Below are 12,876 nucleotides of genomic sequence, written 5' to 3'. Positions count from 1 at the left end.
GGGGCTCACCGCACCAGCACGGCCCCGCCGCAGCGCACGCCAGTGACCCAGCTATCGGCCTGGCCGAGGCCGATGCCGAGCGTGCCGAGCACGCCGTTGAGGATCTGGTCGAGCGGCGTCGCCGCGTTGCCGATGACCCCGCTGACCAGCCCGTCGAGGCCCGGCAGGCCGAGGCCGAGCCCCAGGGCCTCCACGCGCAGCTCGAGATCGCCGACGAGCCGCCCCAGCAGGGTGGCGATGAAATTCTGGGTCGAGGTGGTCTTCTTGTCGCCGCGCTGGATCTCCGGATAGCTGAAGCTGACGGCGGCCTCGGAGAGGTTCGTCATCGTCACATGGGCGCGGCCGGTGACCTTGGCGAGCCCTGCGGCGTTGACGAGCGTCGCGGCGGGCGGGTTCGGCGCCTTGCTGAAATTGTTGAATTCCGCCATCGAGACCTGCCCGATCCAGGCGTCGACCACGGCGGGCGTGACGCCGAGCGTGACGCGCGAGGTCGAGACGTCGCCCGGTGAGCACTGGATGCCGGTGATCCGGGCCGTCGCGGCGGCGAGTTCGAGATAAAGCGGCAGCCGGACCAGCGAGGCCGCGCCTGAGCCCACGAGATCGACCGTCAGCAGGAGCCGCGTCTGCGCCGTGTGGACGCTCGATCCGGCGCGCCCGACCCGGACCAGGCTGGTGCCCACCGGCCGCTCGCCGATGCCGAGCTTCAGCGATACCGCCGCAACCCCGGGCAGGTTCAGGTTGAGCCCGACATCGATCTGGCGGTTGCCGTTGGCGATCTGCGCGACCGCCGAGACGATATCCAGCGCCGAGAGCGAGGCCGCGAGCGGCTTCGATCCGGAGAGCGGCTTGTCGCCGGCCGGGCCGAAGGAGATCAGCGAAGCGAGGTTGACCGGCAGGTTGCTCGCCGATGCGGTCGCGATCCGGCCCAGTGCCGCGGTGGCGGTGCCGCTGCGCGTGTCGTGATCGCGGGAGGCGTCGACGATGGCCGCCAGCACGTCGCCGAGGCGGGCATCGGCCTTGAGCACGTCATCATAGGTCGCCGCGGTCAGGTTGAGACGGGTGGCGAGGTGCTTCGAGAAGTCGAACAGGTCCACCCGCGCCTTGATCAGGGCGTCGTAATCCATGACGGAGAGCGACACGCCGCCCCCGAGCAGGCTACCCAGCAGACTGTTGAGCAGGCCGCCATCGAGCTTGAGCAGGCGCGAGCCGACGGCGAACGAGGCCTGGGCATCCTGGAACGCGATGGCGCTGGAACCGATCGGCACGTCCCCGCCGCTGAGGCTCGCCACGGGCTGCGTGCCTCCTGCCGGGTTCTGGGCGTCCGGCGTCGGCGAGGTCGCGGTTGACGATGCCAGGACCCGGCCGAGCAGCAGCGGCGTGGTGGTCCGCATGTCGATCCTGACCGCGTTGACGCTGGCGGCTGCGCTCGGGACGAAGCGTGCCTCGACCGCCAGCTTCGGGTCGGGCGTGTATATGCCGGTCTGCAGTGTCTGGATCGCGTTGCCGGAAAAGCCGTTCTGCATCGTGCTGGCCCGGGCCGCGGCCTGAGCGCGCGGCAGGTCGCTCGCCGCTGCGAGAACGGCAAGATCGTTGGCCGTCTGCAGCTTGCGCTTCTCGTAGTAGAAGTTGCCGACATCGACGGCCATCGCACCGAAGCCGAACAGGACTGTCGCAGAGACCGCGAAAAGGATGGCGGCACCGCCCCTCTGATTCCCGGCGAAGTTCATGAGCCTGAGCATGGGTGCCCCCTTTGGCCTTGAGCCGTCGAAAAAGCGTTCAGTATCCGCCGCGCTGGACGATAGCCCGGCGCTCAATCACGGGTTGTGGAAGCGAAACCAGCCGACTGAGGTCGTCATAGATCGAGCCGCTCATGTCGTAGGCGACGGAGACCTCGAAGCTCTGCATCTGCGGGCCAGTCTGGCCGGTTCGGACCCGAAGCTTCGCCGGATCGATGAAGGCGTAGGCGCCGGCATGAGCCCTGATGAAATCGCGCGCGATCTGGGAGCGCTCGGTGTCGCTGAGGCCCGATACGGACGAGCGTGCCGCTTCGGCTGCGATCTGCTGGATGCTGTGGTAGATGCCGAAGACGTAGCCATATCCCATGATGCCGACGAGGAGCAGCAGCAGGATCGGAGCGATGAAGGCGAACTCGATCGCGGTCGTCGCGTGCTGGTTTCGCAAGAGGCGGGACAGTGCGGGAAGCATGGCCGTTCCTCGATCAGTCAATGCAACTAAAAGTTGTAAATCTCTCCTGTTGACGAAAAGTAAATGCGGGGCGGGGCGGATAATCGCCGTTCATCGCGCGTGAATCGCTTAAGTAAAATTTTACGCGAGTGGATTTGGTTCGCCGATACGCCGCCGCCGCTCCGAGTGATTCACTGCCAATGCCTTCGACATCTCCTGCGGAACCTGCGGCTGGCGCGGAACGGTTGTCGCTTGGCGGCGGTCTTCTCGTCGCTCTCGTCTGCCTGCTGGTCAGCGTCGGAGCCCTTGCGAGCCTGCCGCGGGCGACCGACGGCAGCGCGCCGGTCGCGATCGTCTTTCCGCCCTGGACGGATGGCGTGGAAGCCGTGGCGCGGAGCTTCGCATCCGGTCATCGCGTCCTGCGCAGCGGCCGCTTCACGGCGATCGTCGTGGTCGCCCCGACGCTGAGCGGGCAGGCGCCGGCCTTGCCGAAAGGCGCATGGTTCTCCCTCGTCCTGGCCGGCCTTGCCGGGTGCCTCGACACCCCCGGCCGAACGGAAGCATCGTCATGATCTGGACCTTGTCAGCAGTGCGCCACAGGGTCACGCAGGCCCTGCTCGCGCTCGGGCTGCTGCATGTGCCACTGCTCGCGCTGGGCTTCTGGGCCAACGGCGTGTCAGGTGCGATCCCGGTCGCGATGGCGGCGCTGGCTGCCGTTACGGCTGTGCTGGTCTATCGCCTGGCCGGCCCGGCGATCGTGACGCAGCTGATCATTGCTGTCGTGCTGATCGGGCAGGTCTCGATCCTGGTGTTCAGCTTTGCCGGCCATCCCTGGCAGCCGGACATCCACATGTATTATTTCGCGATCCTGGCGCTGCTGGCCGGCTTCTGCGACTGGCGGCCGATCCTGATGGGCGCCGTGCTGACGGCCGCGCACCATCTCGTGCTGCAATACGCCCTGCCGGCCGCCGTGTTCTATCAGGGCGGCAGCCTGCTGCGCGTGCTGCTCCATGCGGTGATCGTCATCATCGAGACGGCGTTCCTCGCGATCTTCGCCGTGGTCCTGCAGCGCATGTTCGCCGTGAACGAGCAGAACCTGGCGCGGGCGCAGGAAGTGGCCGAGCGTGAGCGGATCGCCGGCGAGAAGGAGCGCAATCTTGCCGAAGAGCTCGGGCGACGTGCCGAGATGCTGCGCGATGTCGTCGTCGATTTTCGTTCGCAGATGGAGCAGGCGATGGCCGTGCTCGATCACTCGGCGGCAGCGATGAACACCGAGGCCGGCGCGCTGACCGAAACCTCCGACCATGTCCGGCGCCAGACCACGATGGTCTCCGATTCCGCCGCCGGCACCATGGACAGTATCGACCATCTCTCCGCCGCCAGCGCCGAGCTCGTCGCCTCGATCGGCGAGATTGGCCGCAACGCCAGCCAATCGGCCGATGGTTCGAAGATGGCCGCAGGGCTCGCCCGTCGTGCCAGCGCCGAGATCGAGCACCTCGCCCAGAGCAGCGAGAATGTCGGCGCCGTCGTCGAGATCATCCGCGGCATCGCCGCCCAGACCAGCATGCTCGCGCTCAACGCCACGATCGAGGCGGCCCGTGCCGGCGAGATGGGCCGCGGTTTCGCCGTCGTCGCCAGCGAGGTCAAGACGCTCTCGGCCCAGACCGCCAGGGCCACCGATGAGGTCTCTCACCAGATCGGCACGATGCAGCAGGCCTCGCAGCGCTCGCTCAAGGCGATCCGCGACATTGTCGAGGCGATCGGCGAGGTCGAGAGCGTTGCCAACGCGATCGCGCTTTCCGTCGACGAGCAGAGCCGCGCCACGGCCGAGATCGCGCATCAGGTCCGCTTGTCCTTCGAGGGCGCGCAGCGCAGCGCCGATGTCGCCGGCGGCTTCGAGGTCATGACCCGCCAGACCCATGGCGCCGCCCAGCAATTGCAGGATGCCGCCAGCGCGCTCGCCCGGCAGGCGCAGGACATCCGCCAGGAGGTCGCGAGCTTCTGCGGCCGGGTTGCGGCGGCCTGACAGCTACCAGGGGCGGCCGGGACCGACAGGTCCGATGCCGAGGAAGGCACTGAGGCTCGCCGCGATATCGGCGAAGCTGCCGCGGCGCCCGAGCGGCTCAGTGCCGATGCCGGGGCCGAAGGCGATAATCGGCACGTGCTCGCGCGTATGGTCGGTGCCGGGCCAGCTCGGATCGTTGCCGTGGTCGGCGGTGATGACGGCGACGTCGCCTAGCCGCAGGGTCGCCTCGATATGCGGCAGGCGACGGTCGAAGGCTTCGAGCGCCGCCGCATAGCCGGGAATATCGCGCCGGTGGCCGAACTCGGTGTCGAAATCGACGAGATTGACGAAGCAGAAGCCGCCATCCGGCAGGCCGTCCCAGGCCTCCAGCGCCGCATCGAGCATCGCCGCATTGCCGAAGGGCTTGATCTCGGTGCCGGTGGCACGATGGGCGAAGATGTCGCCGATCTTGCCGACGGTGACGACCGTCCGTCCCTGAGCCGCCAGCCGGTCGAGGATCGTCTCGTCCGGCGGCGGGATGGCGAAGTCCTTGCGGTTGCCGGTGCGGGTGAAGCCTTCCTCCGGCGATCCCACGAAGGGGCGGGCGATGACGCGGCCGATCCGCAGCGGGTCTACGAGACCGCGCGTGACCTTGCAGAGGGCATAGAGCCGGTCGAGTCCGAAATGCTCCTCATGCGCCGCGATCTGCAGCACGGAATCGACCGATGTGTAGCAGATCGGCTTGCCGGTCTGGATATGCTCCGCCCCGAGCTCCTCGATGATCGCGGTGCCCGAGGCATGCTTGTTGCCGAGGATGCCGGGCAGGGCGCTTTGCTGGACGATGCCGGCGACGAGCTCCGACGGGAAGGAATGCTCCAGATCGGTGAAGTAGCCCCATTGGAACGGCACCGGGCAACCGGCGATCTCCCAATGACCGGACGGCGTGTCCTTGCCCTGGCTCACCTCGACGCCATAGCCCCAGCGCCCCTCGGGCCTGGCCGGCTTCGCGACCCCGGCGAGCGGCCGGCCAGTCGACGCCTCGCAGGCATGGGCGAGCCCGAGCCGCATAAGGTTCGGCAGCTTGAGCGGCCCGCTGCGCAGCCCCTCGCGATCGCCGCGCCCATCCGCGCAGGCCTCGGCGATATGGCCGAGCGTGTCCGAACCGGCATCGCCATAGGCCGCCGCATCGGCCGCCCCACCGCAGCCGACCGAGTCCAGCACGATCAGGAGCGCGCGGGCCATGCTCAGTCCCTCACCGGGGCGGCGCTGGCGGTGTCGAGGTTGAGCGCGGCCGCCAGCAGTGCCTGCGTATAGGCTTCGCGCGGGGAGGCGAAGATCGCCTCGGCCGGGCCTTCCTCGACCACCTTGCCGTTTTGCATCACTACCACCCGATGCGACAGCGCCCTGACGACCTTGAGGTCGTGGCTGATGAAGAGATAGCCCAGCTTGCGCTTCTCCTGCAGCCCGCGCAGCAATTCGACGATCTGCGCCTGCACGGACATGTCGAGCGCCGAGGTCGGCTCGTCCAGCACGACGAATTTCGGATCGAGCGCCATCGCCCGCGCGATCGCGATGCGCTGGCGCTGGCCACCCGAGAACTCGTGCGGGTAGCGGTCCATCGCTGTGGGATCCAAGCCCACATCGGCGAGCGCCTGCGCCACGACCTCGCGGCGCTGCGGGTAGGTCAGGTTCGGTTGCTGGATCGCGAGCCCTTCCGCTACGATCTCGGCCACCGACATGCGCGGCGAGAGCGAGCCATAGGGGTCCTGGAAGACGACCTGCAAATCCTTGCGCTTCGGCCGGACCTGCTTGCTGGAGAGCCCGTCGATCCGGTCGCCGAGGAAGACGATTGGTCCTTCCGAGGAGATCAGCCTGAGGATGGCGAGGCCGAGCGTGGTCTTGCCCGAGCCGGATTCGCCGACGACGCCCAGCGTCTCGCCCTCGCGGACCTTCACCGAGATGCCGTCGACCGCCTTCACATGGCCGGTCGTACGGCGCAGCAGCCCGGACTTGACCGGGAACCAGACTTTGACCGGCCCGGCCTCCAGCAGCGTCGCGGCATCTGCCGGAACCGGGGCAGGGCGGCCCTTCGGCTCGGCCGCGAGCAGGCGCTTGGTGTAATCGTGCTGCGGATTGCCGAAGATCTCGGCTACCGGCCCGTGCTCGACGATCTTGCCCTTCAGCATGACGCAGACCCGGTCGGCGATGCGCCGGACGATGCCGAGATCATGGGTGATGAACAGCATCGCCATGCCGAGCCGGCCCTGCAACTCCTTGAGCAGCTTCAGGATCTGCGCCTGCACGGTGACATCGAGCGCGGTCGTCGGCTCGTCCGCGACCAGCAGCTCCGGCTCATTGGCGAGCGCCATGGCGATCATCACGCGCTGGCGCTGGCCGCCGGAGAGCTGGTGCGGGTAGGCGTCGAGCCGGCTCTTCGCGTCACGGATGCCGACGAGGTCGAGCAGCTCCAGCGTGCGGGCGCGCGCCTTCTCGCCGCGCAGGCCCTTGTGCAGTTCGAGGATCTCGCCGATCTGCCGCTCGATCGTGTGGAGCGGGTTGAGCGAGGTCATCGGCTCCTGGAACACCATGGTGATGTCGTTGCCGCGCACCTGGCGCATCGCGTCCTCGTCGGCAGCGATCAGGTCCTGCCCGTTGAACAGCACCTTGCCGGAGGGGTGATGCGCCGCCGGATAGTTCAGGAGCTTGAGGATCGAGAGCGCCGAGACCGACTTGCCGGAGCCCGACTCGCCGACCAGTGCCAGCGTCTCGCCCTTGGCGATCGAGAAGGAGACATGGTCGACTGCGAGCGTCTCCCGCCCGCCCTGGCGGAAGGCGACGGAGAGATCTTCGACGGAGAGAAGCGGCGCGGTCATGCGAAGGTCTTCCGCGGGTCGAAGGCATCGCGCACGGCCTCGCCGATGAAGATCAGCAGCGACAGCATCAAGGCGATCACGATGAAGCCGGAGAGGCCGAGCCAGGGGGCCTGGAGATTGGCCTTGCCCTGCGCCAGCAATTCGCCCAGCGACGGCGAGCCCGGCGGCAGGCCGAAGCCGAGGAAGTCGAGCGAGGTCAGCGTGGTGATCGAGCCGTTCAGGATGAAGGGCAGGAAGGTGAGCGTTGCCACCATCGCGTTCGGCAGCAGATGCCGGATCATGATGGTGCGGTCCGAAAGGCCGAGCGCGCGGGCCGCCCGGACATATTCGAAATTGCGGGCCCGCAGGAACTCGGCGCGGACGACGCCGACCAGCGCCACCCAGGAGAACAGCAGGAGGATGCCGAGCAGCACGAAGAAGCCGGGCGTGATGATCGCCGCGACGATGATCAGCAGGTAGAGCGCAGGGATCGAGGTCCAGATCTCAATCAGGCGCTGGAAGATCAGGTCCGTCCAGCCGCCGAAATAGCCCTGGATGGCGCCAGCCGTGATCCCGATCACCGAGGAGAAGGCGCACAGGATCAGCCCGAACAGCACGGAGATGCGGAAGCCGTAGATCAGGCGTGCGACGACGTCGCGACCCTGGTCGTCGGTGCCGAGCCAGTTCCATTCGAGATCGCGGCAGGTCGATCCGCCCGTACGTTCCGCGATCGGCTTGCACTGCTCGTCCTTGAGCAGCCAGGTCGGCGGCGCGGGCGCGGGCACCGGCAGGTCGAGATTATGGGTGCGATAGGAGTAGCGGATCGGCGGCCAGATCGCGAAGCCGTTGGCGGCGATCTCCTTGGCGATGACCGGATCGCGATAATCGGTGGTCGCGAGGAAGCCGCCAAACTTCTCTTCCGGGTAACTCACCGCGACCGGGAACAGCCATTCGTCCTTGTAGCGGACGACGAGCGGCCGGTCGTTGGCGATGAACTCGGCGAAGAGCGTCAGCACGAACAGCGCGAGGAAGAGCCAGAGCGACCACCAGCCCCGCTTGTTGGCCTTGAAGTTGTTGAGCCTGCGCCGGTTGATCGGCGAGAGCTTGAGCCAGCCCTGCTTGGCCTCGGCCGGTGCGAGGGGCGTGTCGCTGCGCAGGGCCGGCGGCGGGATGTCGATCAGCGTGTCCATGCTCACGCCTCCCGGCTCTCGAAATCGATGCGCGGATCGACCCAGCTATAGGTCAGGTCGGTGATCAGGTGCACGACGAGGCCGATCAGCGAGAAGATGAAGAGATTGGCGAAGACGACCGGGTAGTCGCGATTGACGATCGCCTCGAAGGACAGGAGGCCGAGCCCGTCGAGTGAGAAGATCGTCTCGATCAGCAGCGATCCCGCGAAGAGCGCATGCACGAAGGCGCCGGGGAAGCCGGCGATGACGATCAGCATGGCGTTGCGGAAGACATGGCCGTAGAGCACGCGCCGCTCGCTGAGGCCCTTCATCCGGGCGGTCAGGACATATTGCTTGCGGATCTCGTCGAGGAAGGAGTTCTTGGTCAGCAGCGTCGAGGTGGCGAAGGCGCCGAGCGCCATCGCCAACACCGGCAGCGTGATATGCCAGAGGTAGTCCTTCGCTTTGCCGAAGAGGCTGAGATCGGCCCAGTTGTCGGAGGTCAGGCCCCTGAGCGGAAAGATCTGCCAGAACGAGCCGCCGGCGAAGAGCACGATCAGCAGGATCGCGAACAGGAAGCTCGGGATGGCGTAGCCGACGATGACGACGGCGCTCGTCCAGGTGTCGAAGCGCGAGCCCTCCTTCATCGCCTTGCGGATGCCGAGCGGGATCGAGATCGCATAGGAGATCAGGGTCATCCACAGCCCGAGCGTGATCGAGACCGGCAGTTTCTCCTTGATCAGCTGCAACACCGGCGCGTCGCGGAAATAGGACCGGCCGAAATCGAAGCGGGCATAGTCGCCGAGCATCTTCAGGAAGCGCTCATGCGCCGGCTTGTCGAAGCCGAACTGCTTTTCCAGTTCCTTGATGAAGGCGGGATCGAGCCCCTGCGCGCCGCGATAGGCTGCGCCGTCGCCCTGCGCCCCGGCATCGCCGCCCTGGCCGCCGCCGACGCGGTCGGCTGCGCCGCCGCTATTGGGGTTCTGGAGCTGCGAGATCACGCGCTCGACCGGCCCGCCCGGCGCGAACTGCACGATGACGAAGGAGACGAGCAGGATGCCGAACAGCGTCGGCACCATCAGCGCGAGGCGCCGGGCGATATAGCTCAGCATGCCCCGCTCACGCCTTTCCGATCCGCTTGGCCTTCTCGGCGTCGTACCACCAGATTCCCGGCGCGCCGGAGGAGTATTTCGGCTTGGTCGCCGGCCGGTCGTACATGTCCCAATAGGCCAGCCATTCCTCGTCGTTCCACCACATCGGGATCCAGTAGCGCCCGGCGCGCAGCAGCCGGTCGAGGCATTTCGCGGCGACGACGCATTCGGCATAGGTCTTGGCCTGGCCGATCGTCTCGATCATCGCGTCGATGGCCGGGCTGGCAATGCCGGCGACGTTGCGTGAGCCACGGGTCTTCGCGGCCTCCGAGCCATAGACGATGCTGAGCGTATCGCTGGGGATCGAACCGCCCGAGAGCGCCATGCTGATGATGTCGAAATCGAACTGGTCGAGGCGGCGCTGGTACTGCGCGGGGTCGACGAGGCGGGAGGTGGCGTTGATGCCGAGCCGCTTGAGATTGGCCTGGAAGGGCTGGGTGTGCGGTTGCAGGGCCGGGTTGGAATCGAGGAACTCGATCTCGAAGGGCTGGCCGTTCGGCAGCTTCATCACATTGCCGTCGCGCTTGCAGCCGGCGGCGCGCAGCATCTCGTCGGCCTTGCGCAAGAGGGCGCGATCGCTGCCCGACCCGTCGGAGACCGGCGGCAGGAAGGGCTCGCCGAAGACCTCGTCCGGCACCTTGCCGCGCCAGGGTTCCAGCAGCGCGATTTCCTCGGCCGAGGGCTTGCCGGAGGCCTTCGAATCCGAGTTCTCGAAATAGGAGGTCATGCGCTCGAAGGAGCCGAACATGATGGTCTTGCGCGTCCATTCGAAATCGAAGGCGAGCCCCAGCGCCTCGCGGATGCGCGGGTCGGCGAATTTCTCGCGCCTGATATTGTAGATCCAGCCCTGCGAGCCGACGGGCTCGGTCTTCGGCAGAGCCTCTTTCTTGACCTTGCCCTCGTGCAGGGCGGGGAAGTCGTACCCCGTCGCCCAGATGCGCGAGGTGAACTCCTCCTGGAAGGTGATGGCGCCCGCCTTGAAGGCCTCGAAGGCGACCTGCCGGTCGCGGAAATACTCCCAGCGCACACGGTCGAAATTATTGGTGCCGACATTCACCGGCAGATCCTTGGCCCAGTAGTCCGGCACGCGTTCGAATTCGATGAAGCGGCCCTGCTCGAGACGCCCGACCTTGTAGGCGCCGGAGCCCAGCGGCGGCTCCAGCGTCGATGCGGTGAAGTCCCGCGTCGACCAGTATTTTTCGGAAAAGACCGGCAGGCCGGCGACGACGAGATGCAGGTCGCGCCCGCGCTTCGGCGAGAGCTTCACCACCAGGATGTCGTCGCCCTCGGCTTCCGACGAGACGAGCTCGTTGAGCAGGAGCCGATAGGAGGGATGACCCTTCGCCTTCAGGATGTTCATCGAGAAGGCGGCGTCGCGCGCCGTCACCCGCGAGCCGTCATGGAACTTCGCTTCGGGGCGCAGCCGGAATCGGTAGGTCAGCTTGTCCGGGGAGACCGCGACGCTTTTGGCGAGCAAGCCGTAGAGCGAGCCCGGCTCATCGCCGGAGCTGGCCATCAGGCTGTCGAAGCAGGCGTCCATGCCAGCCGCGCCGTCGCCTTGCAGGACATAGGTATTGAGCGTGTTGAAGGTGTCGAAGCTCTGGTTGCCGCCGCCGCGCTTGATCTGGACGGTCAGCATGCCGCCCTTCGGCGCCTTCGGATTCACATAGGCGAAATGCGGGAAGTCCGGCGGCAGGGCGAGTTCGCCGAAGGTCGAGAGCCCATGCGATTCGGCATCCTGCGCCAGCGCCGTGCCGGAAAGCCCGGGCAAGGTGCCCGCGACCGCAGCAGTGCCTGCGGCTTCCAGCAATCTGCGGCGTGTGATGCGCATCGCCATCGTTTCGCGTCTCCGTCTGATTCGCCGTTGTCCTGTGTCGCCTGCGTGCGGCGCGACCGCAATGGCTGGTGAGGCGCGGATTGTGCGGGCAGCCGCAGGGCGGGAGCAAGGCACGAAACGAAAAAGCCGGGCAGAGCCCGGCTTCGTGATCGCTGATCGGCTGTTTGCCGGGCCGTCTCAGGGCTTCGGCAGCGGCTTCGGCGCTTCGGAGAGGCTGTTGAGATAGGCGATCACGTCGGCGCGGGTCTCGGGCTTGGCGATGCCGGCGAACGCCATGATTGTGCCGGGCACATACGCCTTCGGGCCCTTCAGGAAATGGTCGAGCCCTTCGGCGTCCCAGGTCTTGTCGTTGCGGCCCTTCATCGCGGCCGAGTAGCCGAAGCCGGCGACCGTGCCTTCGTTGCGGCCATAGACGTCGTAGAGATGCGGGCCGACCTTGTTGGCGCCGCCCTTCTCGAAGGTATGGCAGGCCTTGCAGGCGGCGGTGGCCTTCTCGCCCTTGGCGGGGTCGGCCTTGGCGAGGCGCACCGCGATCGGCTCCTCGGCTGCGGGGGCAGCGGCGGCGCCACCTGCGGCAGCCGGCTCCTCGCTCGGCAGGTCGAAGCCTGTCACTGCCGGCTTCTTCGGCGCGAAGACGATACCGGCCGTCATATTGAGGCCCAGCACGACGAGCAGCGTGGAGAGAACCGCGCCGGCGATCTTGTTGGCTTCGATGTTCATCGTATCCGAACCCTGGTGCCCTCCGCGTCCGAGGCGCGGGAGACGAGATAGCGCTTGGCCGGAGTCTTGAAAGGCTCCAGCTTCCGCCGTTGCTTAACCGCTTTGCGCGCTTCATTGCAACTCGTATAAGCACGCACCGTTTGAGACTTTTTGCCGCCGCCGACTTCTGCCGACGGTGCCCATGCCGAGCACGATCCGAAAATGGCCCATCCGCTGATCCTGATCCCGGCCCGCATGCAGGCGACGCGCCTGCCCGGCAAGCCGCTCGCCGATATCCATGGCGAGCCGATGATCGTGCATGTCTGGCGCCGGGCGGTCGAATCCGGGGCCGGCGATGTGGCGGTGGCGACCGATGCGCCGGAAATCGCGGCCGCGATCGAAGCCGCCGGGGGCAAGGCGGTGATGACCAGCGCCGAGCATCAGACCGGATCGGACCGGATCAAGGAAGCAGCCGACATTCTCGACCCTGACAGGCATTACGACATCATCGTCAATGTGCAGGGCGATTTCCCGACGCTGGCGCCCTCGGCCATCGCCGCGGCGGTGAAGCCGCTTGCCGATCCGGCTGTGGATATCGCAACTCTCGCCGGCGTGATCGACGACGAGGAAGAGAAGACGGCGCCGAGCGTCGTGAAGCTCGTCGGCAGCGAGATTGCACCCGGCCATCTGCGCGCGCTCTATTTCACGCGCGCCACGGCACCTTACGGCGAGGGGCCGCTCTATCACCATGTCGGTCTCTACGCCTATCGCCGCGCTGTGCTCGACCGTTTCGTCAGCCTGCCGCAATCGCCGTTGGAGCTGCGCGAGAAGCTGGAGCAGCTCCGTGCGCTGGAAGACGGCATGCGCATCGACGTCATGGTCATCGACCATGTGCCGCGCGGCGTCGACACGCCGCCCGATCTCGATCGCGCTCGTGTATTGCTGAAGTCCCGATAAAGCCGTTTCCGCAGGGGCCGTA

General features: G+C 67.0%; 11 protein-coding genes. 3 read left to right on the top strand and 8 right to left on the bottom strand.

The features are described from left to right. Positions 1-5: 5 nt before the first annotated feature. Both BLQ70_RS05125 and BLQ70_RS05120 read right to left on the bottom strand, forming a co-directional pair. The gene (locus BLQ70_RS05125) at positions 6-1,739 is read right to left on the bottom strand and encodes a pilus assembly protein TadG-related protein (RefSeq protein WP_091856041.1); all 1,734 of its coding nucleotides are present in this window, start codon (positions 1,737-1,739) and stop codon (positions 6-8) included. A 37-nt stretch (positions 1,740-1,776) separates the two neighbouring features. Then, positions 1,777-2,205, bottom strand: a complete 429-nt coding sequence (locus tag BLQ70_RS05120) for a TadE/TadG family type IV pilus assembly protein (RefSeq protein WP_091856040.1) — start codon at positions 2,203-2,205, stop codon at positions 1,777-1,779. Positions 2,206-2,384: 179 nt separating this feature from the next. Here BLQ70_RS05120 and BLQ70_RS05115 point away from each other — a divergent pair, with 179 nt between their 5' ends. After that, positions 2,385-2,756: a hypothetical protein gene (locus tag BLQ70_RS05115; RefSeq protein ID WP_139163488.1), complete on the top strand. Its 372-nt coding sequence runs from the start codon at positions 2,385-2,387 to the stop codon at positions 2,754-2,756. Then, positions 2,753-4,210, top strand: a complete 1,458-nt coding sequence (locus BLQ70_RS05110) for a methyl-accepting chemotaxis protein (RefSeq protein ID WP_244511903.1) — start codon at positions 2,753-2,755, stop codon at positions 4,208-4,210. The genes BLQ70_RS05115 and BLQ70_RS05110 overlap by 4 nt, the downstream gene beginning before the upstream one ends. Before the next feature lie 3 nt (positions 4,211-4,213). Here BLQ70_RS05110 and BLQ70_RS05105 read toward each other — a convergent pair whose 3' ends face one another. From BLQ70_RS05105 to BLQ70_RS05080, 6 genes are all read right to left on the bottom strand, one after another. After that, positions 4,214-5,431, bottom strand: coding sequence for a phosphopentomutase (locus BLQ70_RS05105; RefSeq protein WP_091856037.1), 1,218 nt, complete (start codon positions 5,429-5,431; stop codon positions 4,214-4,216). A 2-nt stretch (positions 5,432-5,433) separates the two neighbouring features. Next, positions 5,434-7,062 (bottom strand): ABC transporter ATP-binding protein, encoded by a 1,629-nt coding sequence (locus BLQ70_RS05100; protein ID WP_091856036.1) that lies wholly within the window; start codon positions 7,060-7,062, stop codon positions 5,434-5,436. Further along, the gene (locus BLQ70_RS05095; RefSeq protein ID WP_091856035.1) at positions 7,059-8,231 is read right to left on the bottom strand and encodes an ABC transporter permease; all 1,173 of its coding nucleotides are present in this window, start codon (positions 8,229-8,231) and stop codon (positions 7,059-7,061) included. Before BLQ70_RS05095 ends, BLQ70_RS05100 begins: the two co-directional genes overlap by 4 nt. Positions 8,232-8,233: 2 nt before the next feature. Further along, positions 8,234-9,322: a microcin C ABC transporter permease YejB gene (locus tag BLQ70_RS05090; protein ID WP_091856034.1), complete on the bottom strand. Its 1,089-nt coding sequence runs from the start codon at positions 9,320-9,322 to the stop codon at positions 8,234-8,236. Between the two features lie 7 nt (positions 9,323-9,329). Further along, on the bottom strand, positions 9,330-11,198 hold the full coding sequence (locus BLQ70_RS05085; RefSeq protein ID WP_170843315.1) for an extracellular solute-binding protein: 1,869 nt from the start codon (positions 11,196-11,198) through the stop codon (positions 9,330-9,332). Between the two features lie 177 nt (positions 11,199-11,375). Further along, positions 11,376-11,918, bottom strand: coding sequence for a c-type cytochrome (locus BLQ70_RS05080; RefSeq protein WP_061965247.1), 543 nt, complete (start codon positions 11,916-11,918; stop codon positions 11,376-11,378). A gap of 201 nt (positions 11,919-12,119) precedes the next feature. Between BLQ70_RS05080 and BLQ70_RS05075 the strand changes: the two genes are divergently transcribed. Further along, positions 12,120-12,854: a 3-deoxy-manno-octulosonate cytidylyltransferase gene (locus tag BLQ70_RS05075; RefSeq protein WP_061965643.1), complete on the top strand. Its 735-nt coding sequence runs from the start codon at positions 12,120-12,122 to the stop codon at positions 12,852-12,854. The last annotated feature ends 22 nt before the right edge of the window (positions 12,855-12,876 follow it).

The sequence above is a fragment of the Allobosea robiniae genome, assembly GCF_900102525.1.
Lineage (GTDB): Bacteria > Pseudomonadota > Alphaproteobacteria > Rhizobiales > Beijerinckiaceae > Allobosea > Allobosea robiniae.
This window is presented reverse-complemented; position numbering and strand designations above follow the sequence as displayed.

Bases quoted from the DNA above. Each gene is read 5' to 3' on its own strand.
- BLQ70_RS05075 (WP_061965643.1), top strand. From the start codon at position 12,120: ATGGCCCATCCGCTGATCCTGATCCCGGCCCGCATGCAGGCGACGCGC.
- BLQ70_RS05120 (WP_091856040.1), bottom strand. From the start codon at position 2,205: ATGCTTCCCGCACTGTCCCGCCTCTTGCGAAACCAGCACGCGACGACC.
- BLQ70_RS05090 (WP_091856034.1), bottom strand. From the start codon at position 9,322: ATGCTGAGCTATATCGCCCGGCGCCTCGCGCTGATGGTGCCGACGCTG.
- BLQ70_RS05115 (WP_139163488.1), top strand. From the start codon at position 2,385: ATGCCTTCGACATCTCCTGCGGAACCTGCGGCTGGCGCGGAACGGTTG.
- BLQ70_RS05110 (WP_244511903.1), top strand. From the start codon at position 2,753: ATGATCTGGACCTTGTCAGCAGTGCGCCACAGGGTCACGCAGGCCCTG.
- BLQ70_RS05080 (WP_061965247.1), bottom strand. From the start codon at position 11,918: ATGAACATCGAAGCCAACAAGATCGCCGGCGCGGTTCTCTCCACGCTG.
- BLQ70_RS05100 (WP_091856036.1), bottom strand. From the start codon at position 7,062: ATGACCGCGCCGCTTCTCTCCGTCGAAGATCTCTCCGTCGCCTTCCGC.
- BLQ70_RS05095 (WP_091856035.1), bottom strand. From the start codon at position 8,231: ATGGACACGCTGATCGACATCCCGCCGCCGGCCCTGCGCAGCGACACG.
- BLQ70_RS05105 (WP_091856037.1), bottom strand. From the start codon at position 5,431: ATGGCCCGCGCGCTCCTGATCGTGCTGGACTCGGTCGGCTGCGGTGGG.
- BLQ70_RS05085 (WP_170843315.1), bottom strand. From the start codon at position 11,198: ATGGCGATGCGCATCACACGCCGCAGATTGCTGGAAGCCGCAGGCACT.
- BLQ70_RS05125 (WP_091856041.1), bottom strand. From the start codon at position 1,739: ATGCTCAGGCTCATGAACTTCGCCGGGAATCAGAGGGGCGGTGCCGCC.